The 20,016-nt window shown below is 65.3% G+C and carries 20 protein-coding genes and 1 pseudogene; 14 read left to right on the top strand and 7 right to left on the bottom strand.

Features of this window, described 5'->3' with window-relative positions; all coding sequences use genetic code 11:
* Window positions 1-61 precede the first annotated feature (61 nt).
* Complete coding sequence (gene zapE / locus ACZ9A3_RS12670) at window positions 62-1,159, bottom strand: cell division protein ZapE (RefSeq protein ID WP_476252705.1); 1,098 nt, start codon at window positions 1,157-1,159, stop codon at window positions 62-64.
* Between the two features lie 242 nt (window positions 1,160-1,401).
* On the opposite strand from zapE, the gene ACZ9A3_RS12665 reads away from it, so the two are divergent.
* The 7 genes from ACZ9A3_RS12665 (at window position 1,402) to ACZ9A3_RS12635 (ending at window position 7,734) form a co-directional block, all read left to right on the top strand.
* Window positions 1,402-1,929 carry a Csu type fimbrial protein gene (locus ACZ9A3_RS12665; protein WP_093381651.1) on the top strand — a complete coding sequence of 176 codons (528 nt, stop codon included), beginning with the start codon at window positions 1,402-1,404 and terminating at the stop codon, window positions 1,927-1,929.
* 32 nt (window positions 1,930-1,961) lie between these two features.
* On the top strand, window positions 1,962-2,489 hold the full coding sequence (locus ACZ9A3_RS12660) for a Csu type fimbrial protein (protein WP_195884420.1): 528 nt from the start codon (window positions 1,962-1,964) through the stop codon (window positions 2,487-2,489).
* Window positions 2,490-2,506: 17 nt separating this feature from the next.
* Window positions 2,507-3,040, top strand: coding sequence for a Csu type fimbrial protein (locus ACZ9A3_RS12655; protein ID WP_045194058.1), 534 nt, complete (start codon window positions 2,507-2,509; stop codon window positions 3,038-3,040).
* Between the two features lie 33 nt (window positions 3,041-3,073).
* A complete protein-coding gene (locus ACZ9A3_RS12650) occupies window positions 3,074-3,547 on the top strand; it encodes a Csu type fimbrial protein (protein ID WP_195886009.1) in 474 nt (157 codons plus the stop codon).
* A 40-nt stretch (window positions 3,548-3,587) separates the two neighbouring features.
* Window positions 3,588-4,379, top strand: coding sequence for a fimbrial biogenesis chaperone (locus tag ACZ9A3_RS12645; protein WP_093381660.1), 792 nt, complete (start codon window positions 3,588-3,590; stop codon window positions 4,377-4,379).
* A gap of 65 nt (window positions 4,380-4,444) precedes the next feature.
* Window positions 4,445-6,772, top strand: coding sequence for a fimbria/pilus outer membrane usher protein (locus tag ACZ9A3_RS12640; protein WP_249744440.1), 2,328 nt, complete (start codon window positions 4,445-4,447; stop codon window positions 6,770-6,772).
* A complete protein-coding gene (locus tag ACZ9A3_RS12635) occupies window positions 6,769-7,734 on the top strand; it encodes a Csu type fimbrial protein (protein WP_213604064.1) in 966 nt (321 codons plus the stop codon). Before ACZ9A3_RS12640 ends, ACZ9A3_RS12635 begins: the two co-directional genes overlap by 4 nt.
* Here the strand turns inward: ACZ9A3_RS12635 and ACZ9A3_RS12630 are convergent.
* Complete coding sequence (locus ACZ9A3_RS12630) at window positions 7,698-8,906, bottom strand: MFS transporter (RefSeq protein WP_401286922.1); 1,209 nt, start codon at window positions 8,904-8,906, stop codon at window positions 7,698-7,700. The genes ACZ9A3_RS12635 and ACZ9A3_RS12630 overlap by 37 nt on opposite strands.
* Before the next feature lie 91 nt (window positions 8,907-8,997).
* Here ACZ9A3_RS12630 and ACZ9A3_RS12625 point away from each other — a divergent pair, with 91 nt between their 5' ends.
* The 6 genes and pseudogenes from ACZ9A3_RS12625 (at window position 8,998) to ACZ9A3_RS12600 (ending at window position 14,630) form a co-directional block, all read left to right on the top strand.
* Window positions 8,998-9,447: a winged helix-turn-helix transcriptional regulator gene (locus ACZ9A3_RS12625; RefSeq protein WP_213604068.1), complete on the top strand. Its 450-nt coding sequence runs from the start codon at window positions 8,998-9,000 to the stop codon at window positions 9,445-9,447.
* Window positions 9,448-9,552: 105 nt separating this feature from the next.
* Window positions 9,553-11,055, top strand: coding sequence for an APC family permease (locus ACZ9A3_RS12620; RefSeq protein ID WP_045194052.1), 1,503 nt, complete (start codon window positions 9,553-9,555; stop codon window positions 11,053-11,055).
* Window positions 11,015-11,599, top strand: a complete 585-nt coding sequence (locus ACZ9A3_RS12615) for a DUF3156 family protein (protein WP_476252704.1) — start codon at window positions 11,015-11,017, stop codon at window positions 11,597-11,599. Before ACZ9A3_RS12620 ends, ACZ9A3_RS12615 begins: the two co-directional genes overlap by 41 nt.
* 117 nt (window positions 11,600-11,716) lie before the next feature.
* A pseudogene (feaR, locus tag ACZ9A3_RS12610) lies at window positions 11,717-12,663 on the top strand (transcriptional regulator FeaR).
* Between the two features lie 131 nt (window positions 12,664-12,794).
* Window positions 12,795-14,018: a multidrug effflux MFS transporter gene (locus ACZ9A3_RS12605; protein WP_045194049.1), complete on the top strand. Its 1,224-nt coding sequence runs from the start codon at window positions 12,795-12,797 to the stop codon at window positions 14,016-14,018.
* A gap of 27 nt (window positions 14,019-14,045) precedes the next feature.
* A complete protein-coding gene (locus ACZ9A3_RS12600) occupies window positions 14,046-14,630 on the top strand; it encodes a TetR/AcrR family transcriptional regulator (protein ID WP_093381681.1) in 585 nt (194 codons plus the stop codon).
* A gap of 88 nt (window positions 14,631-14,718) precedes the next feature.
* Here the strand turns inward: ACZ9A3_RS12600 and ACZ9A3_RS12595 are convergent, their stop codons facing one another.
* Complete coding sequence (locus ACZ9A3_RS12595; protein WP_093381683.1) at window positions 14,719-15,084, bottom strand: cupin domain-containing protein; 366 nt, start codon at window positions 15,082-15,084, stop codon at window positions 14,719-14,721.
* A gap of 34 nt (window positions 15,085-15,118) precedes the next feature.
* The gene (locus tag ACZ9A3_RS12590; protein ID WP_093381685.1) at window positions 15,119-16,417 is read right to left on the bottom strand and encodes an NAD(P)/FAD-dependent oxidoreductase; all 1,299 of its coding nucleotides are present in this window, start codon (window positions 16,415-16,417) and stop codon (window positions 15,119-15,121) included.
* A gap of 164 nt (window positions 16,418-16,581) precedes the next feature.
* On the opposite strand from ACZ9A3_RS12590, the gene hpaR reads away from it, so the two are divergent.
* The gene (hpaR, locus tag ACZ9A3_RS12585) at window positions 16,582-17,004 is read left to right on the top strand and encodes a homoprotocatechuate degradation operon regulator HpaR (RefSeq protein ID WP_093381688.1); all 423 of its coding nucleotides are present in this window, start codon (window positions 16,582-16,584) and stop codon (window positions 17,002-17,004) included.
* Window positions 17,005-17,076: 72 nt separating this feature from the next.
* Here hpaR and hpaI read toward each other — a convergent pair whose 3' ends face one another.
* The 3 genes from hpaI to ACZ9A3_RS12570 are packed head-to-tail and all read right to left on the bottom strand — an operon-like array spanning window position 17,077 to window position 20,010.
* The gene (gene hpaI, locus ACZ9A3_RS12580) at window positions 17,077-17,880 is read right to left on the bottom strand and encodes a 4-hydroxy-2-oxoheptanedioate aldolase (RefSeq protein ID WP_476252703.1); all 804 of its coding nucleotides are present in this window, start codon (window positions 17,878-17,880) and stop codon (window positions 17,077-17,079) included.
* 10 nt (window positions 17,881-17,890) lie between these two features.
* Window positions 17,891-18,694 carry a 2-oxo-hept-4-ene-1,7-dioate hydratase gene (gene hpaH, locus ACZ9A3_RS12575; RefSeq protein ID WP_045194043.1) on the bottom strand — a complete coding sequence of 268 codons (804 nt, stop codon included), beginning with the start codon at window positions 18,692-18,694 and terminating at the stop codon, window positions 17,891-17,893.
* An 11-nt stretch (window positions 18,695-18,705) separates the two neighbouring features.
* Complete coding sequence (locus tag ACZ9A3_RS12570; protein WP_476252702.1) at window positions 18,706-20,010, bottom strand: MFS transporter; 1,305 nt, start codon at window positions 20,008-20,010, stop codon at window positions 18,706-18,708.
* Between the last annotated feature and the right edge of the window lie 6 nt (window positions 20,011-20,016).

Raw genomic sequence — 20,016 nt, 5'->3', positions numbered from 1 at the left:
TCTTGACTTGACAGGGTAATTTCGACACCGGCCTTGCGCCGGTGTTTTGCACCCACAGATCTCAGCAGCCTGCCTGGCGCAACTGCCCCAACCGACTACGGGTGCGGGCCAGGTCGCTGGCGCTGCCGCCCAGGCTTGCGGCCAGCGGCAGGCTGCCGATCAGCACCAGGTGCTTGTCCTGGTCGTAGAGCACGTCCACCAGGTTGACGAAGCGCTGCTGGGCGGCAATCGAGCAGTCTTCAAGGTTCGGCAGGCAGTCGATGATCCAGTGGTCAAAACGCCGCGCCAGCTCCAGGTAGTCGATCACCGCGGTGGGTTGCTCGCACAGCTCGACAAAATCAAACCCCACGGTGCGCTGCTCGCTCAGGCGGGCGCGCAGGGTGCGCTTGCCTACCTCCAGTAAAACCGGCGCGTCACCCGGCTCGGGCAACTGCAGGGCCTGGCGCTGTTGGCGGCTGCCCGGCCACAGGTAATGGCCCTGGGTAAAGCGCTGCTGGCCAGCCGCGCCGGGCAGGCTGCGAAAGTCTTGCTCACCGCCGACTTCCAGCACCTGCATGCGGCTGTTGATCAGGCGGATCACCGGCTCGAAACGCTGGTGATACAGCGGGTTGGGCAGCAAGCCTTGCGGCGCGTAGTTGGAGGTTACCAGGAGAAAAATCCGCCGCTCGAACAAGGCCTGGAACAGCCGGGTGATGAGCATGGCGTCGCCGATGTCATGCACGTGGAACTCGTCGAAACACAGCACCTGGCAGTCGTCGAGCAACTCATTCAGGGTGCAGGCCAGGGCGTCGTCCTGCTGGCGATGATCAAACATGCCCTGGTGCAGGCGGGCGAAAAAGTCATGAAAGTGCAGGCGGCGCTTGCGCGCCTGGGGCAGGGCCTGGAAGAAACCGTCGAGCAGCCAGCTTTTGCCGCGCCCGACCGCGCCGTACAGGTAAAGGCTGCGCGCCTGGCCGCTCTCAATTTGCGCTGCCTGGGCCGCCATATGTTCGATGACGTGTAACTGGCCGGCGCTCAGGGTGTAGCCGCGGGCTTGGGCCTTGGCGGCAAAATGCTGACGAACGGTCGCCGCCACGCTGTTGTCTTCGGCCACCGGCGTGCGTAAGCGACGCCAGGCGCGCAACGGCGAACGTATCCAGGAAGGGGGCAGGGCAGGCAAACCGGGCTCCTCGGGGCAACGGCACTCAAGGGCCAGCTTGAGCGAGGGCGGCTAATTTAACCAATATGAATAAGGCCGGCCAGCGATCTCTGAGCGGGATAAGTGATGGCTTCTATCGCGGGGCAAGCCCGATCCTACAGATAGATCTTGTACGGGGCTTATACATTTCCCTGCAAACTGGCAGGTTTTTCCTTCACTGCTACCCTCAAGGTCAGATCACTCCTGCGTTGAAGGATGACAAGGTGAAGGGACGCTCTTTGGCGACGCTGCTCGGGCTGAGCATGGCCAGCACGGCAGGCGCCGCCGATTTCATGGTTGAAGTCAAAGTGCAAGTGGAGCGCGGCTGCCTGCTCATCCACCAGCCCCGCGATGCCGGCGCCCAGGCCTTGGGTGTGCTCGATTTCGGCCGCACGGCGCGGCTGGACGACCCGGCCGGCCCGCTCAGCAGCCAGTTGCTCGCGCTACGCCCGCCACGCCTGGAGTGCAACCCCGACACCGCTTACCAGGTGCAGGTCGATGGCGGCCAGCACGGCGGTATCGGCGAGGTGCGTTACCTGGCCAGCAACCAGCCTGCGGCGAAACCCATACCCTACCGTTTGTACCAGGACCCGGCCTGGCGCCTGCCGCTGCCGGTCAATGTTGCCCAGCATGCGCGGGTGCCCGATTCGGGCTCGGTGGCGCTGCCGTTGTATGCGCGTATCGAGCGCCTGGCCGAAGTGCCGGCGGTGGGGCGTTATTCGGACCTGCTCAAAGTCACCGTCACCTGGTAACCGGGGCGGCGCCTGCTAAAGGAACTGGCAGTATGAAAGGGATAATGCTGTTGACGCTTGGCCCGCTGCTGTTGCTCAGCCCCGATGCTTTCGCGGCCATGAGCGGGCATATCCAGGCGCGCCTGGTGATCAGCAGCGCCTGCCAGATCAGCGGCGGGCCGGGCACCCTGGAAACCCCAGGCGGCGGTGTGCTGGATTTTGGCAGCCAGGGCCCGAGTTGGACCAACCCGCTGCGTTCCGGCATCGAAGAGGCCACCGGTGACGGCAGCCTGCAGGTGCGCTGCAACCCGGCGGTGCGCGCCTTTACCGTGAGCATCAACGGCGGTGCCAACGGTGATGGCGCCACCCGGCGCCTGAGCAATGGCCGCGAGCTGATCCCCTATGAGCTGTCCGCCGACCCGTCGGGCCGGGCCCGTTACAACATCGGCCAGACCCGCAATTTTTCGGTCAGCAGCGCCGCGCAGATTCCGATTCCAATCTACGGTGCAGTAGTCGCCCATCCCAAGGCGCTACCGGCCGGCATTTACCGCGACACCCTGATGGTGACCCTGGACTGGTAATACGCAAGGAGTGACTCATGCACCCGAACCTCTCACGCTTGATTTTCGCAGGCCTAGGCCTGGCGCTCGCCACCCAGGCCCAGGCGGCCACGGTAACCGGCAACATCACCGCCACCCTGACGCTGATCGCCAGTTGCCAGGTCAACGGGGGCGGCGGTGCCAGCGGCCTGAACTTCGGTACGCTGAACTTCGGTACCCAGGAAGCGCTGTTCACCACTGCCGGCGGGCAGGTGCTGGGCGGCGGCGGTGGCGCCATGAGCATCCTCTGCTCGAGCGGCACAGTGCCGGTGATCAAAGTGCGTGCCGGCGCCCACGACAGCCAGTCGCCCGGCGGCAGCCGTGCGCTCTACGACGGCGTGGCCAACTACGTGCCGTATGACTTCTACACCGATTCAGGGCACACCCAGCTGCTGGTCATCGACGGCACCATCACCTTGCCGACCAGTACCGGCGTGGCCCAGACGGTCAACCTGTATGGCCAGGCCAAGGGCAAGGCGGGCCTGCCAGCCGGGGTGTACACCGACACGGTGGCGGTCGAGCTGAGCTTCTGAACCGTGAGCCGCACCTGGTCCGGGCTGCTGGCCATGGTTGCCTGCTGCCTGCCGCTGCCGTTGGCGGCGGTCACCACCAGCACTTTCCAGGTCAGCGCCACGGTGGCGGCCGGTTGCCTGGTGATGGGCGGCGTGAGCAACTACGGCAACCTCAATTTCGGCAGCTATTCGGCGCTGTCGACCAGCAGCGTCACCACCGCCCTGGGCGGCACCACGGTGACCCTGCAATGCACGCCAGGAGTGAGCTTGAGCATGAGCGTCGATGCCGGGCTGAACAGCGCCAGCGGCACGCGCAACCTCAAGCGCAGCAGCGGCACCTCGCTGGTGGCCTACCAATTGTTTCGCGACGCCGGCTTCAGCCAGAGCCTGGGCATCAACCAGAGCGTGGCGGTGAGCTACAGCGATCCGAGCACGATCAAGTTGCCGGTTTACGCCCGGGCCCAGTTGACCGGCAACCTGCCGGCCGGCAGTTACACCGATGTGGTGCAGGTGGTGCTGACCTTTTGAACGGCGCCGCCGGATGAATATGACAATAAGGAGAGTGTGCATGGAAGTAGGCGCCGGCAGTTCGCGCTTGAGCTACACCCTGTTGAGCTGTGCCCTGGCGCTGTTGTGCAGTGCGCCGTTGCAGGCCGCCACCTCGGTACTGATCTGGCCGATCGATCCGGTGCTGGAGGCCAATCAGAAAGCCGGCGCGCTGTGGCTGGAGAACCGTGGCGATGCGCCGGCCAACCTGCAGGTGCGGGTGTTCGCCTGGCGCCAGGGCGAGTTCGACGACCAGTACCAGGCCCAGCGCGAGATTATCGGCAGCCCGCCAGTGGCCAATATCGCCCCGGGGCAAAAGCAGCTGATTCGCCTGACCCGCACCGGCAGCTCGCCGGTGGGCCAGGAGCAGGCCTACCGGATCATCATCGATGAAATTCCCCCGGCCTTGCCGGCTGCGGCCAGCGCCGACAAGGCCCAGGCGGCGATCCGCTTCCAGATGCGCTATTCGGTGCCGCTGTTCGTCTACGGTGAAGGTTTGTGGGGCAAGCCTGACCCCAGTGGCCAGCGCGGTGACAGTGCGGTGGGCAAGCCGTTGCTGAGCTGGCGTCAGGTCTCTGTACAAGGCAAGCCCTATGTGGAAATCCGCAACAGCGGCCCGGTGCATGCGCGCCTGACTGACGTGGTGCTGCAGCAGGGCAGCCAGAGCCGGCCGCTGGTGGAGGGTCTGCTCGGCTACGTGCTACCCGGCGCCAGCATGCGCTGGCCGGCGCCGCAGCCATTGGGCGCCGCTTCAGTGCTCAAGGGCCGGGTCAATGGCCAGGAGCCTGCGCAAACCCTGAGCCAGGGGCAATGAACAACAGCTAGCAGCACTACAGGGGCCAGGGAGGACCCGGTAATGGTCGGATACTGTGTGTGAGCATCTCTTCGGCGCTGCGGGCCTGTGGCCTGACCGTGCTGGGCTGTGGTTCGCTGCTGGCTGGCGAGCTGCCGCCGCCCCCGGCCAGCCTCGAGGCGGTCGCCGATGCGCCGTTGTTCCTGGAACTGCTGGTCAACCAGATGAGCAGCCCTGAACTGGTGGCGGTGCAGCAGCGCGCCGGGCGCCTGTACATGGCCACCGCCGACCTGCAGGCGGCTGGCATCGAGCTGCCCGGCGAATACGGTGACGAAGTGGCGCTGGACAGCATCCCCGGCCTGCACACCGACTACGACAGCCAGGGCCAGCGCCTGGTGCTGCAGGTGCCACCGGCCTGGTTGCCGACCCAGCGCATCGGCAGCCGCCAGTTGTACCCGGCCAGTGAAGCGCGCAGCAGCTTTGGCGCCTTGCTCAACTATGACCTGTATTTCAACGATACCGACGACGGTGGCCGCTATCTCGCGGCGTGGAACGAGCTGCGCCTGTTCGACAGCTGGGGCACGCTGTCGACCACCGGCCAGTGGCGTCAGTCCTTGGGCGGCAACGACTACGCCGACAGCCAGGAAGGCTTTCGCCGCTACGACACCACCTGGCGCTACACCGACGAGGCGCGCCTGCTGACCCTGGAAGTCGGCGACGTGCTCAGCGGCGCCTTGCCCTGGACCAGTTCGGTGCGCCTGGGCGGCCTGCAACTGTCGCGTGACTTTGCCGTGCGCCCGGACCTGGTCACCTACCCATTGCCGGCCTTTGCCGGGGAAGCGGCGGTGCCGTCCTCGGTGGATCTGTTCATCAACGGCTACAAAAGCTCCAGCGCCGATTTGCAGCCAGGCCCCTACACCCTGACCAACGTGCCGTTCATCAACGGCGCCGGCGAGGCGGTGGTGGTGACCACCGATGCCCTCGGCCGGCAGGTGTCGACCACCTTGCCGTTCTATGTCACCAGCAGCTTGTTGCAAAAAGGCCTGGCGGATTTCTCGCTGGCCGCCGGCAGCCTGCGCCGGGACTACGCGCTTCGCGACTTTGCCTATGGCCCGGGGGTGGCCGCCGCCAGTTTGCGCTACGGCCTGAGCGACAGCTTCACCCTCGAAAGCCACGCCGAGGCGGCCGAGTCCCTGGCCCTTGGCGGGCTGGGCGGCAACTGGCAGGTGGGCAACTGGGGCGTGGTCAATGCGGCGCTGAGCCAGAGCAGCTTCGACAGCCGCAGCGGCCAGCAACTGAGCGTCGGCTACCAGTACAACAGCCAGCGCCTGGGCTTCAATTACCAGCGCCTGCAACGGCGCGGCGACTATGCCGACCTGTCGCTGGTCGACAGCCCCTACACGCGCCTGAGCCAGCGCAGCGAACAGGTGACCATGAGCGTCAACCTCGAACGCTACGGCAGCCTCGGCGCCGGTTACTTCGATGTGCGCGCCGGTGACAACTCGCGCACCCGTTTGCTCAACCTCAGCTGGAGCAAGCCGTTGTGGCGCAACAGCAGCCTGTACCTGTCGGCCAACCGCGAAATCGGCGACAGCCAGTGGGCGGTGCAGGCGCAACTGGTGATTCCGTTCGACCTGCGCGGCACCCTGAGCTTTAGCGTTGAGCGCAACAAGGAGGGCCAGAACCAGCAACGGGTCAACTACAGCCGCGCGGTGCCCAGCGAAGGTGGCTTGGGCTTCAACCTCGGTTACGCCGACGGCGACCGTGAGGCTTACCGTCAGGCCGACGTCACCTGGCGCCTGCAGTCGGTGCAACTGCAGGCCGGTGCCTATGGCAGCAGCGACAGCATGACCCGCTGGGCCGATGCCAGCGGTTCGCTGGTGTGGATGGACGCCGGGCTGTTCGCCGCCAACCGTATCGACGATGCCTTCGTGGTGGTCAGCACCGAGGGTTTTGCCCAAGTGCCGGTACGCTACGAAAACCAGCTGGTCGGGCGCACCGACAAGAACGGCCACCTGCTGGTGCCCTGGAGTAGCGCCTACTACCGCGCCAAGTACGAGATCGACCCCATGGAACTGCCGGCCAACGTCCAGAGCCCGCAGGTCGAGCAGCGGGTGGCGGTGCGCCGGGGCAGCGGCTACCTGCTGGAATTCCCGCTGCAACGGGTGGTGGCGGCGAGCATCGTCCTGGTCGATGGCAACCATAAGGAACTGCCCCTGGGCAGCCAGGTGCGCCATGAGCAGAGCGGGGCGCTGGCGGTGGTCGGCTGGGACGGGCTGGTGTACCTGGAAGGGCTGGCCGCGGACAACAGCCTGCAGGTGCAGATCGCCAACGGCGGCAGTTGCCGGGTGCAGTTCAAGCTGGCGCCCGAGCAGGACCAGGTGCCGCTGATCGGCCCGCTGGTGTGCCAATGAAGCGCCTGCTGATGCTCCTGGCCGTGCTCGCCAGCCCCCAGGTGCACGCGTTGTGCTCGGTGATCGATACCGCGCCGGCAAGCTTTGGCAGTGTCAGCTCGACCCTGGTGCGCACCACCGTGCAGTCGGCCTCGACCCTCAATGGCGGGCTGCAATGCACCGGCTCGCTGGTCAGCCTGCTGGCCAGCGACGATCACTTCTACGCCACTTTCACCCCACCGGCCGGCAGTACCGGCCTGCTCGGCCCCACGGGCGATGTGATCGGCTACACCCTGTACGCCAACAACACCACCAACTACCCGATCGCCCGCAGCCTGCCTTACGACTTTGCCCGCAACGGCATCCTCGATGCCTTGGGCCTGCTCAACGGCACCACGCCCAAGTCGGTGCCGCTCTACCTCAAGAGCCTGAGCGGCAGCAACGTCGCCGCCGGCCTTTATCAGGAAGTCCTGACGGTGTACTGGAACATCAGCTACTGCTGGGGCATTGGCGTCGGCAGTATCTGCCTGGGCCGGCAGAACCTCACCGGCACCACCAGCCTGACCGTGAGCCTGACAGTGACCAATGACTGCCAGATCACCAGCCCCAACATCAGCTTCGGTAGCGCGCCGGTGGTCGGCGGCTTCAGCACGGTCAACAGCAACGTCAATGTCTCCTGCACCAAGGGCAGCAACTACACCGTGGGCCTGGACGATGGCCAGAATGTCTCCGCCGGGCGCCGGCGGATGAAGTCGGCGGCCAACAACTATATGGCCTATGACATCTTCAAGAGCGCTGGCAGCGTGCGTTGGGGCAGCGTCACCACGGCCCGGCGGGCCAGCAGCGACGCCGATATCAACCCCGGTGTGGGCACCGGCACCGGCAGCCAGATCTTCAACTACAACGCCAAGGTCTACACCGACCAGGCCACACCGCCCGCCGGCACTTACCTGGACAACGTAATACTCGACGTGCAGTTCTGAGCCCGTGCGCCTTCGCTCAGCCACCAGTAACCCAGGGCCACGGCATTGAGCAGCGCGCCATAGGCACACACCAGCAGCCAGCCGCCCCAGGCATAGGCCAGGGTCGAAGTCAGCGCGCCGAAGGCACTGCCCACCGAGTAGAACAGCATGTAAGCAGCGGTCAGCCGGCTGTGGGTGGCTTCAGGCAGGCGGTAGATCAGGCTCTGGCTGGCGACGTGCACGGCCTGCAGGCCCAGGTCGAAGACCACCACGCCGAGCAGCAGCGCCCACAACGAATATTCAGTCAGGGCGATGGCCGCCCAGGACGCCAGCATCAACACCAGCGAGCCGCCACTGACCCACTGGCCCAGGCCGCGATCCACCAGCGCCCCGGCCCGCGCCGCCGCCAGTGCGCCCGCCGCGCCCGCCAGGCCGAACAGGCCCACTTCGCTGGTCGACAACGACAGCGGCGGGGCGCTCAGGGGCAACACCAGCGGCGTCCACAGCACCATCGCCGAGGCGAAGCTGAGCAGGGCCAGCACTGAGCGCCGGCGCAGCAGCGGTTCATCGCGCAGCAGCAACGCCAGTGAATGCAGCAGCTCGCGGTAACTGCCCGCCGCCTGCACCGGTTGTTGCCGAGGCAGCACGCGCCAGAGCAGGGCGGCAATCACCAGGGTCAAGGCCGCCGACAGCCAGTAGATCGAGCGCCAGCCGGCGAGGTCAGCCATGGCCCCGGACAAGGTACGCGCCAGCAAAATGCCAATGACGATGCCGCTGGTGATCACCCCCACGACATGACCGCGTTCGCTAGCCGCCGACAGCGTCGCGGCATAGGCCACCAGTACCTGGGTGACCACCGCCAGCAGGCCGGTCAGGCCCATGCCCAGCAGCAGCCAGGGCGTGCTCGGTGCCCAGGCAATCAGCACCAGGGCCAGGGCCGACAGTAGCGACTGGCCAACGATCAGTCGCCGGCGGTTGAGGCGATCGCCCAACGGCACCAGCAACAACAGGCCCAGGCCATAGCCGACCTGGGTCAGGGTCACCACCAGGCCGACCAGGCCGGGGTCGATGGCAAATTCCCGGGCCATGGCTTCGAGCAAGGGTTGCGCGTAGTAGACATTGCCCACCGCCAGGGCGCAGGCCACGGAGAACAGCAAGATGACGGCGGATGACATTCGGTGTTGGGGCTGCATGGGCTCGATCCTTCTGGTTGCATAATGAAACCAGTTGTACGCTAGAGAAACTGGTTTTATATTGCAACCACTTTCACTGGCGAGATTTCCCATGGTCCAACGTACCCGCCTGCAAGACGCCGAATGCCCGGTGGCGCGTTCCCTCGATGCCATTGGTGACTGGTGGTCGCTGCTGATCGTGCGTGACGCCTTCGATGGCCTGAAGCGCTTCAGTGAGTTCCAGCGCAACCTGGGCATGGCCAAGAACATCCTCAGCACCCGCCTGCGGCAACTGGTCGAGCACCAGATCTTCGAGCTGGTGCCGGTGTCCGAGGGCAGCGCCTACCAGGAATACGTGCTCACCGAGAAAGGCCTGGGACTGTTCCCGTTGATCGTCGGCTTGCGCCAATGGGGCGAGGCGTTCTACTTCGCCGAGGGCGAGGCCCATTCGCAACTGGTCGACCGCGAACACGGCAAACCGGTCAAGGCCCTGCAGTTGCGCGCCGCCGACGGCCGCCTGCTCGGCCCGCACGACTGCGTGCGCCTGCCGGCCCGGGGCTGAGCCTGGCAGCCAGCTACAACCTTCACGGCAGCCACGGGCAAGACGGCCATTGCCAGCGCGCGCAGAGTAGGACCACTGTCATCCTTCTGCTCGAGGTCTTTTGCCATGTCGCTCAACGACACGCTCAGTGCGCACCTGAATCGCGGCACGGTCGGCTTTCCCACCGCCCTTGCCAGTACCATCGGCCTGATCATGGCAAGCCCGGTGATCCTCACCGCGACCATGGGCTTCGGTATCGGCGGCAGTGCCTTCGCCGTGGCCATGCTGATCGCGGTGGTGATGATGCTGGCGCAGGCGACCACCTTTGCCGAGGCGGCGTCGATCCTGCCGACCACCGGCGCGGTGTACGACTACATCAACTGCGGCATGGGGCGCTTTTTCGCCATCACCGGCACGCTCTCGGCCTACCTGATCGTCCACGTCTTTGCCGGCACCGCCGAGACCATGCTGGCCGGGGTCATGGCCCTGGTGAACTTCGAGCACCTCAACACTCTGGCCGAATCGGCCGGTGGTTCGTGGCTGCTGGGTGTCGGCTTCGTGATCATCTTCGCCATCCTCAATGCTTTTGGCGTCAGCGCCTTCGGCAAGGCCGAGATCATCCTCACCTTCGGCATGTGGACCACGCTGATGGTCTTCGGCGTGCTCGGCTTGATGGCCGCGCCGGCGGTGGAGCTGGAGGGCTGGTTCGGCGTGTCGCTGGTCGGCACGGACCTGGTGACCATCCTCTCGCTGGTGGGCATGGCCATGTTCATGTTCGTCGGCTGTGAGTTCGTTACGCCGCTGGCGCCGGATTTGCGCCAGTCGGCGAAAAGCATGCCGCGGGCCATGGCCCTGGGCCTGCTGGGGGTGGCGACGTGCATGTTCATCTATGGCGCGGCGATGAAGCGCCAGGTCGACAACGTGCTGCTCGATGCCGCCAGCGGCGTGCACTTGCTCGACACGCCCATGGCCATCCCGCGCTTTGCCGAACAGGTGATGGGCGATATCGGCCCGCTGTGGCTGGGCATCGGCTTTCTGTTCGCCGGTGCGGCGACCATCAACACGCTAATGGCCGGGGTGCCGCGGATCCTCTACGGCATGGCCGTGGACGGCGCCTTGCCCAAGGTGTTCACCTACCTGCACCCGCGCTTTAAAACGCCGCTGCTGTGCATCCTCGTCGCCGCCTTGATTCCATGCCTGCATGCCCTGTGGCTGGGCGGCAACACCGACCGCATCATGCACCTGGTGCTGGCGGCGGTGTGCGCCTGGAGCACCGCGTACCTGCTGGTGACCCTGTCGGTGGTGATCCTGCGCATTCGTCGCCCGGACCTGCCACGGGCCTATCGCTCGCCGTGGTTCCCGCTGCCGCAAATCCTCTCGAGCGTCGGTATTGTCCTGGGCATGTGGTTCATCACCCCGCCGGGCATGGACCCGGCCGACATCTACGTGCCCTTTGGCCTGATGCTGGCCGGCACCGCGGTGTATGCGCTGTTCTGGACGCTACTGGTGCAGAAGGTCAACCCGTTCAAGCCGGCTTCGGTGGAAGAGGTGCTGGCGCGCGAATTCGCTCATCAACCGGGGACTGCACATGGCTATTGCCCTGCGCCAACTGTGGCAAAGGCTGTCTGATCGGGCGCCGGCCGGCTATCGGCCGGGGCTGACCCTTGAAAAGCTGCAACGCAACCTCGGTCTGGACAGCTTCGAGGTGCTCGGCCCGGGCTTTGGTCGCTTCAACTGGGCCGGGCAGGCGGTGCAGGTGCGCGAGCGCTGCGAAGCGCAGTTGCTCATGCACCTGGTGCTGAGCGAATTCAGCCTGAGCCTGCCTGCCACAGGGCAGGGCAGCGCCCACCTTGAACTGCACCACAGCGGGTCGTTGCGCCGCAGCGGCCTGCGGGTTCAGCTGCGTCAGGGCGAGCCGGCGTTGCAGGCCGAACTGCAACGGCGCCTGCTGGCCGATAGCGCGTTGCTGCAGGCGCTGATGCCGCTGGACTTCAAGCACCTGCGCCTGCACAGAAGCGACGGCCAATGGACCCTGACCCTCGAACACATCGGCGCCAGCGAGGTGGTCAACCGCCTGCCGGCCTTTCGTCGCTACATTCGCCTGAGCCCCGAACAACGCCAGCACCTGCTGGCCACCCTGCAAGGCGTGCCGGGGCTGTTGGCCGGGCTCTGAGCCGGCCATCTGGCATCAAACCTGCTTCCACTCTGGCTGCTTCACGCAAGTTGCGCGCACATAGATAACATGTTAACTATTGCCCAACAAAAACAAGATGCCATTGTGGAGGTACCCATGAGTATCCATCACGCCAGCAGCCCTGCGCTGGAACGCTGGAACGCAACGATGCAGAATATCTGCGGGGTGTACGAGACGGAACTGGCGTTCAACCCCTCGCTGTTCATCGGCGAGATTTCCACCTGGTCGCGCGGCGGCCTGGCCCTGGCCAACCTGCGTACCAACGCCGGGCTGATCCGCCGCAAGGGCCTGAACAGCGACCGCGACAACGACCAGCATTGCTTTCTGGTCAGCCAGCGCACCGGCTTCTCGCAGATCACCCAGAACGGCGTCAGCATCCAGCTGGCGCCCGGCGAAATGCTCCTGATGGACGCAGCCGGTGCCTGCGAAATCATGCCCTTCGGCCTGATCGAGCACGCTTCGCTGTCGTTGTCGCGGGCCGAGGTGTGCAAGCAGTTGGGCAGCGACAGCCGCACCTTCGGCAAGATCTCCCAGACCCGCGCCTGCGGGCGCATGCTGCACCTGCTGATGGACCAGCTGTGCAAAGAGCAAAGCGCCGGCGAAGACGAGCAGGGCGAAGGTCAGGCGCTGCACAGCGCCTTCCTGTCGCTGCTCGGTTCGGCCCTTGAAGGCAGCGACGACCTCTGCGCGTTGCCGGCCTCAATACAGGGCGCCAACCTGCGCAGTTATGTGCAAAAAGTCATCGATGACTCCCTCGGCCAGGCCAACCTGACCCCGGTCAACCTCGCCAACCGCCTGAACATTTCCGTGCGCCACCTCTACCGCCTGTTCGAAGAGCAGGGCGACAGCGTCTGCCGCTACATCCAGCGCGCGCGCGCCTCAAACGCAGCGCCGCCGACCTCGCCAACCCGGTGCTCAAGCGCGAGTCGATCACCACCATTGCCTACAAATGGGGCTTCACCGACTCGGCGCACTTCAGCCGCTCGTTCAAGAAGCAGTTCGAGCAGTCGCCCAAGGACTACCGCGCCAGCAGCCTGGCCTGATCAGCGTTTGATCGTTGCTGGCTTGACCGCAGGATGCGGTCTGTATAGGCTCGTCCGACCTGGCTACCTACCGATAGGTAGGTAGAGCGCCAAGCGCCAGCCAGGTCCCGTTTTTATCTGGAATCAAGCCTATGCACAGTGCAGCCTCCACGCCGACCGCCCGGGTCGGCTTCGCCATTTCCCTGGCCCTGATCGGCGCCCTCGGGCCCTCGGCGGTCGATATGTACCTGGCCAGCATGCCAAGCATCGCCAGCGAGTTCGCCACCTCCTATGCCGGGGTGCAACTGACCCTCACCGTGTTCCTCCTGGCCATGGGCGCCGGGCAGTTGTTGTTCGGGCCGCTGGTCGACACCCTCGGTCGGCGCCGGCCGTTGCTTGCCGGTTTGCTGGTGTTTGTCTTGAGCTCGCTGGCCGCCGCTGCCGCGCCCGACCTCAACAGCCTGCTGCTGGCGCGTTTCATCCAGGGCCTGGGTAGCGCCCTGACCCTGGTGGTGATCATGAGCATGGTCCGCGACGTTGCCGAAGGCGCGCGGGCGGCGCAGATCTTCGCCTTGCTGATGACCATCGAAGGCCTGGCGCCGGTGATCGCCCCGGCATTGGGCGGCTTTGTCGGTGCGCACTTTGGCTGGCGGGCGATCATGCTGGTGCTGGCGGCATTGGGCGTGCTGGTGCTGATCAACTCGGCGCTGATGCTCAAGGAAACCTTGCCCGAGGACAAACGCATGGCCTGGCAGCCTCGGGAATTCTTGCGCACCTACGTACGGATCGCCCGCGACCGCCAGTTCCTGCGCCCGGCCCTGGCCTTGTCGGCGGTGTTCTTCTTCCTGTTTGCCTACATCGGCGGGGCCGCTTTCGTTTACCAGCATCACTTCGGGCTGTCGGTCGAGGCGTTCGGCACCCTGTTCGGCGCCACCGGCGTGGCCATTCTGCTCGGCGCCATCACCGCGGGCCGCCTGGTGGCGCGCAAGGGCCTGGTGCGCCTGGCCCGCTGGGGCGCGGCGTGCATGCTGGTCGGCGCCGTGCTGGTGCTGGCCGGTGCGCTGAGTGCGGCGGGGCTGGTGGGTATCGTTGCCGGCATGGCGGTTGCCATGTTCGGCCTGGGCATTGCCGAGGCCACGCTGATGTCGCTGGTGATGTCTTCGCAGAGTACCGCGCTGGGCTCGACTGCTGCGTTGCTCGGTGCCTTCCAGTTGATCATTTCGTCGTTCGCCACGCCATTGTCGGGCATCATGGCGCCTTTGGGCGCGGCGCACTGGGCGTTGTTGCTCGGCCTTTCGGCGCTGTGCGTGGCGCTGCTGGTGCACATCAGCACCCGCCATGCCGAGCCGCAGGTGCACAGCCTGGCTGGGCATTGATCCGTATTTGTTGGGGGAGACACCGCTATGAGAAGCCTGACGCCGTCGGCGGAAAAGATCTGCGCGATTGCCGTCGAGCAGTTTGCCGAACTGGGTTATGACGCCTCGTCGCTCAACGATATCGCCGCGGCGGCGGGCATGCGCAAGCCGTCGTTGTATGCGCATTTTGCCGGCAAGGACGACCTGTTCCAGGTGGTCTATGCCCGGGCCCTGCACGCCGAGCACGAGTACCTGGAGGCGTGCTTTGCCGAGCAGGTGCCGACCGGCGAGCTGCCGGGGCAACGTTTTGCCGAGCGCTTGAACGCGCGCTACCAGGCCTCGGCGCATTTGCGCTTCATGCTGCGCACGGCGTTCTTCCCGCCCAGTGAACTGCGGCCGGTGATCTGTGCCGGCTTCGAGGCCTACCTGGCGAGGTTGGGCGAGTTGTTTGCCCAGGCGTTGCGCACGTTCGCGCCGGGGCTGGAGGAGGGGCAGCAGCGCTTGTATGGCGATGCCTACCTGGGGATCGTCGACAGTTTGAATGTCGAGTTGATCTATGCGGGGGCGGAGGCGTTCGAGCGGCGGTTGGCGGCGCTTTGGTGGATGTTCGGGATGTCGTTGGCAAAGCTTTAGGGCCTCATCGCGGGTCAAGCCCGCTCCTACAGAGTGGCTCTGTGTGAGCGGCGGTGCGGCGACCCGACTTGCCCCGCGATGCTTTCAGTCAGACCACCGCAAAGTAATGCTTCACAAAGCTCTCGCTGAGAATCTCCCAGAGCACCGGCGTGCCCTTGGTCACGAACCAGCTGTCACCCACGTTGTAGGTGCGGCTCACACCCGTGGCTTCGTCGGTCAAGCGCACCTGGCCGGTGACTACCACGGCCTGTTCGTTGAACGGGTAGACCATGCGGAACTTGCCGGTGGTGGTGCCAAAGTAGGCGCTGCTGACCGGGTCGGTCGGTGCGCCGAAGGTCATTTTGCCGAAGGCGCGTACTTCGCCTTCGAGTATCTGCGAGCCCAGGTCGGCAACGGTGCCCCAGGCGTCGAGTTGGCTGAGCTGGAGGTTCGGGGTGACGGCAGTCAGGGTCATGTCAGTGTTCCTTGAGGGTTGAAAGAGTTGGGGCTTAGCGCCGGCCATTCCAGTAGCCGGACAGCTGGTGCCAGGATTTGCCGGCGGTCAGCAGCACCGAGCGCAGTTGATCCTTGGCCGGGATGGTCGGGCGTGGCACCGAGCTGATCAGGTCATAGCGCGCCGAGCCTTCGCTCATGCCTTCGGCCAGGACCTTGCAGATGATGTGGCTGGGGGTGACGCCAAAACCGGAATAACCTTGCACGTAGAAAGCGTTGCGCCGACCGGGCAGGGTGCCGATCTGCGGGAACAGGTTGGGGCTGCAGGCCATCGGCCCGCCCCAGGCCAGGTCGATTTTCACGTCCTTGAGGTAGGGGAAAATCTTCAGCATCAGGTTGCGGTTCCAGGCCTTGAGATCGCCCGGGATGTGTTCGACCAGCGGCGTGGCGGCACCAAACAGCAGGCGGTTCTCGTTGGTCACCCGGTAGTAATCGATCACCGGGCGGATGTCGCTGTAGGCCCCGCGAATCGGGCTGATGCGCTGGATCAGCTCGTCCGGCAATGGCTCGGTCATCATCTGGAAGGCGTAGGTGTTGATGGTCGAGCGGTGCAGCTCCGGCTCCAGCTTGTTGAGGAAACTGTCGCAAGCCCACAGCAGCTTGCTGGCGGTCACCGAACCGCGCCCGGTGCGCACGCGGATGCGCTCGCCGTACTGCACCTGCAGCGCCGGGCTGTTCTCGAAGATGCGCACGCCGTGTTCGCTGAGCGCCTTGGCTTCACCGAGCAACAGGTTCAGCGAGTGCACATGGCCACCGCCCATGTGCAGCAAGGCGCTGCTGTAGGCGTCGGAGCCGATGATCTGCTTGACCTCGCTGCCACCGAGAAATCGGATCTCATGCTGGGAGTTGACCGACTTGAAGTCCTTTTCCCAGGCGCGCAGGGTTTTTTCCTGGCGGGCGTTGAAGCCCATGTAGCCATAGCCGTGACAGAAGTCGGCGTCGATGGCGTACTTGGCGATGCGGTTCTTGATGATGTCGGCGCCCAAGTCGCTGATCTCGAAGATCTGCCGCAGGCCATCGTCGCCGACGTGCTGCTTGATCTTCTCCAGGTCATGGCCGATGCCGGCCATGATCTGCCCGCCATTGCGCCCGGTGCCACCAAAGCCCAGGTAGCGGGCTTCGAGCACGACGATGTTGGTGATGCCTTTTTCCGCCAGCTCCAGGGCCGTGTTGATCCCGGAAAAGCCGCCGCCGATGATGACCACGTCGGCGTCCACGTCCTGTTCCAGGGTCGGGAAGCTCAGGTTGTATTTTTTGGTGGCGGTGTAGTAGGTCGGCGTTTCGATGTTGATCATGGCGCAGCCTGAAAAGTGAAGTACTGATGGGCTCTATTAAGGCCTTGCCCGGCGCCTGCGTCTTGACCCTGCGTGCCGCCGGCCTTGACTGCCGGTGCCAGGGCTGTGGCAAGGCGTTGATTTTGTTAAAGTGTTAACAAAATAGCCTGATGATTAGCCATCCTATGCCCCAGCCGCGCCCGTCGTTGACCCTGACCTTGTTGCAAGCCCGCGAAGCGGCCATGCGTTTTTTTCGCCCCTCGCTCAACCAGCACGGGCTCACCGAGCAGCAGTGGCGGGTGATCCGTATCCTGCGCCAACAGGGCGAAATGGAGATCTACCGCCTGGCGGAACTGGCCTGCATCCTCAAGCCGAGCATGACCGGGGTGCTGGTACGCATGGAGGCGGCCGGCCTGGTCAGCCGGCGCAAGGCCGAACAGGACCAGCGCCGGGTGCTGGTCAACCTGGCGCAAAAGGGCGAGGAGATTTTTGCTTCGATGAGCCAATGCATGGAGAGCAATTACCGGCGCATTCAGGAGCAGTTCGGCGAGCAGAAGCTGCAGGCGTTGCTGGGCTTGCTGGAGGAGTTGAAGCAGGTGGGGCGGTGACCGCATCGCGGGGCAAGCCCGCTCCTACGGGATGTGCAGGAGCGGGCTTGACCCGCGATGAGGCCAGTACAGTCAATACACAGAAGGCCCAGACGAGCCCACTACCACATCCCCCTTGAACTTACCCGCCAACCCCTGCAAGCCCTTCATCAACACCGTGGTATCGACCCCCACCGCGACGAAGCCTGCGCCCAGCTCCAGGTAGCGCCGTGCCAAGGCTTCATCGGCACTGAGAATCCCCGCCGCCTTGCCGGCCTTCTGAATCTTCACGATCGCCTGTTCAATCGCCGCCTGCACCTCGGGGTGCCCGGGGTTGCCGCGATAGCCCATGGAGGCACTCAAGTCCGCCGGGCCGATGAACACCCCGTCAACGCCCTCGACCGCTGCAATCGCCTCAAGGTTGCGCAGCCCTTCAAGGCTTTCGATCTGCACCAGCAGGCACATCTGCTCATCGGCCTGGTCGAGGTAGCCGGGGATGCTGTTCCAGCGCGAGGCCCGCGCCAGGGCGCTGCCGACACCGCGCATGCCCTTGGGCGGGTAGTGCATGGCGCGCACCAGTTCGCGGGCCTGCCCGGCGCTTTCGACCATCGGCACCAGCAGGGTTTGTGCGCCGATATCCAGCACCTGCTTGATCAGCGCGGTGTCGCCGATCACCGGGCGGATGATCGCCTGGGCCGGGTAGGGGGCGATGGCCTGCAACTGGCCGAGCATGCCGCGCAGGTCGTTGGGCGCGTGTTCGCCGTCGATCAGCAGCCAGTCGAAACCGGCGTTGGCGGCAAGCTCGGCACAGTACGGCTCGGCCAGGCCAAGCCACAGGCCGATTTGCGCCTCGCCGCGTTGCAGGCGTTGTTTGAAGCGGTTGACGGGCATGTCCATGGGCAATTCCTCAAACGAAACGGCAGGCAATCGAACCGAGCATGTCGTAGTCGACATGGAAGGTATCGCCGGGGTTGGCCGCCACCGGGCGGGTGAAGGAGCCACCGAGAATGATCTGCCCGGCTTCAAGGGTGACGTCGTACGGCGCCAGCTTGTTGGCCAGCCAGGCGACGCCCTTGGCCGGGTGGTTGAGCACCGCCGCCGAAACCCCGGACTCTTCGATCACGCCGTTGCGGTAGAGCACCGCCGGCACCTTGCGCAGGTCGATATCGCCCGGACGCACCGCGCGCCCGCCCATGACCACGCCGGCGTTGGCGGCGTTGTCGGAGATGGTGTCGAAGACCTTGCGGGTGGCCTGGGTCTGCGGGTCGATCTGCTGGATGCGCGCATCGATGATCTCCAGCGCCGGGATTACCCATTCAGTGGCGTCGAGTACGTCGAACAGGGTCACGTTCGGGCCCTTGAGCGGCTTGCCGAGGACGAACGCCAGCTCCACCTCGACCCGCGGCACGATAAAGCGCTCGAAGGGGATGTCGCTGCCTTCGTCGAAGAACATGTCATCGAGCAGCGCGCCGTAGTCCGGTTCGGTGATGTTCGACGACACCTGCATGGCCCGCGAGGTCAGGCCGATCTTGTGGCCGACCAGCTTGCGCCCGCCCTCGATTTTTTGTGCGACCCAGGCGCGCTGGATGGCGTAGGCGTCCTCGATGCTGATGCCCGGGTGCTCCAGGGAGAACTGCCGCACCTGTTCGCGGCTGCGTTCGGCGCGCTCGAGCTGGGCGGCGGCTTGCAGGATCTGGCTGTGGTCAAGCATGGCGAAATCTCTTACTGAGGGTTGACGATGGCAGCCTTGGTGCGCAGCACCAGCAAGCCGCCGAGGGTGATGAACAGCGCCAGTACGTACAGGGCCAGGCTGGCGCTCTGGGTGGTGTCGCGCATCCAGCCGATCAGGTACGGGGCGAGGAACGAGGCGATGCTGCCGAACGAGCTGATCAGGGCGATACCGGCGGCCTGGGTGGTGTTCGACAGGAATGCCGGCGGCAGCTGCCAGAACATCGGCAAGGCAGCGCTGGCGCCCATGCCGGCGATGATCAGGCCGCCCAGCACCATCACCGGGTTGCCGGGTGCTAGGCCGGCCACGGCGATGCCGGTGGCCGACATCAGCAGCGGCACGCACAGGTGCCAGCGGCGTTCACGCTGACGGTCGGAGGAACGGCCACAGGCGATCATGAAGAAGCACCCGGCCAGGTACGGCACGGCGCTCAACAGCCCGACGCGGCCATCGCTGCCGATGCCGGCGCCGTGGATCAGGGTCGGCATCCAGAACGCCAGGGTGTTGACCGCCAGCATCACCGCAAAGTACACCGCCACCAGCAGCCAGACCTGGCTGTCACGCAGGATGCCGGCAAACGAGGTGATGGATTTGCGCTGCTCTTCCTGGTTCAGTTGCGCGCGCAGTTGCTGCTTTTCAGTGCCGTTCAGCCAGCTGACACTCTCGAAGCTGTCGGGCAGGCACTTGAGTACCACCAGGCCGAGCAACACCACCGGCGCGCCTTCGATCAGGAACATCCACTGCCAGCCACGCAGGCCGGCGGCGTCGTGGAACAGCTCGAGGATGCCGCCCGACAGCGGCCCGCCGACCACCCCGGCCATGGGCACGGCGATGGCGAACAGCGCGGTGATCTGCCCACGACGGCGGGCCGGGTACCAGCGGTTGAGGTAAACCAGGATGCCGGGGAAGAAGCCGGCTTCAGCGACGCCGAGCAAAAAGCGCAGGACATAGAAGCCCGAGGCCGATTCAACCCAGAGCATGCTGGTCGACAGCGTGCCCCAGACCACCATCAGGGTGGCGATCCAGCGCCGTGGGCCGACGCGGTCCAGGGCCATGTTGCTGGGTACGCCGAACAGCGCGTAGGCAATGAAGAACAGCCCGGCACCAAAGCCGTAGACCGTGTCGCTGAAGTGCAGGTCGCTGCTCATCTGCATCTTGGCAAAACCAATGTTGATGCGGTCCAGGTGAGCGAACAGGTAGCAAATCAGCAGCAGCGGCATCAGCCGCCAGGTGATCTTGCTGTGGGTCGAGTCATGTTGGGCAAGGGCAGCGTGTTGGGCAGTATTGGCTGTGCTCATGATCTT

This window comes from Pseudomonas sp. TE4620, assembly GCF_056279045.1.
Note: the sequence above shows the minus strand (reverse complement) of the source record. Positions and strands in the feature narration are given on the sequence as shown.

Bases quoted from the DNA above. Each gene is read 5' to 3' on its own strand.
- ACZ9A3_RS12660 (WP_195884420.1), top strand. From the start codon at position 1,962: ATGAAAGGGATAATGCTGTTGACGCTTGGCCCGCTGCTGTTGCTCAGC.
- ACZ9A3_RS12655 (WP_045194058.1), top strand. From the start codon at position 2,507: ATGCACCCGAACCTCTCACGCTTGATTTTCGCAGGCCTAGGCCTGGCG.
- ACZ9A3_RS12650 (WP_195886009.1), top strand. From the start codon at position 3,074: ATGGTTGCCTGCTGCCTGCCGCTGCCGTTGGCGGCGGTCACCACCAGC.
- ACZ9A3_RS12645 (WP_093381660.1), top strand. From the start codon at position 3,588: ATGGAAGTAGGCGCCGGCAGTTCGCGCTTGAGCTACACCCTGTTGAGC.
- ACZ9A3_RS12635 (WP_213604064.1), top strand. From the start codon at position 6,769: ATGAAGCGCCTGCTGATGCTCCTGGCCGTGCTCGCCAGCCCCCAGGTG.
- ACZ9A3_RS12630 (WP_401286922.1), bottom strand. From the start codon at position 8,906: ATGCAGCCCCAACACCGAATGTCATCCGCCGTCATCTTGCTGTTCTCC.
- ACZ9A3_RS12625 (WP_213604068.1), top strand. From the start codon at position 8,998: ATGGTCCAACGTACCCGCCTGCAAGACGCCGAATGCCCGGTGGCGCGT.
- ACZ9A3_RS12620 (WP_045194052.1), top strand. From the start codon at position 9,553: ATGTCGCTCAACGACACGCTCAGTGCGCACCTGAATCGCGGCACGGTC.
- ACZ9A3_RS12615 (WP_476252704.1), top strand. From the start codon at position 11,015: ATGGCTATTGCCCTGCGCCAACTGTGGCAAAGGCTGTCTGATCGGGCG.
- ACZ9A3_RS12605 (WP_045194049.1), top strand. From the start codon at position 12,795: ATGCACAGTGCAGCCTCCACGCCGACCGCCCGGGTCGGCTTCGCCATT.
- ACZ9A3_RS12600 (WP_093381681.1), top strand. From the start codon at position 14,046: ATGAGAAGCCTGACGCCGTCGGCGGAAAAGATCTGCGCGATTGCCGTC.
- ACZ9A3_RS12595 (WP_093381683.1), bottom strand. From the start codon at position 15,084: ATGACCCTGACTGCCGTCACCCCGAACCTCCAGCTCAGCCAACTCGAC.
- ACZ9A3_RS12590 (WP_093381685.1), bottom strand. From the start codon at position 16,417: ATGATCAACATCGAAACGCCGACCTACTACACCGCCACCAAAAAATAC.
- hpaR (WP_093381688.1), top strand. From the start codon at position 16,582: ATGCCCCAGCCGCGCCCGTCGTTGACCCTGACCTTGTTGCAAGCCCGC.
- hpaI (WP_476252703.1), bottom strand. From the start codon at position 17,880: ATGGACATGCCCGTCAACCGCTTCAAACAACGCCTGCAACGCGGCGAG.
- hpaH (WP_045194043.1), bottom strand. From the start codon at position 18,694: ATGCTTGACCACAGCCAGATCCTGCAAGCCGCCGCCCAGCTCGAGCGC.
- ACZ9A3_RS12570 (WP_476252702.1), bottom strand. From the start codon at position 20,010: ATGAGCACAGCCAATACTGCCCAACACGCTGCCCTTGCCCAACATGAC.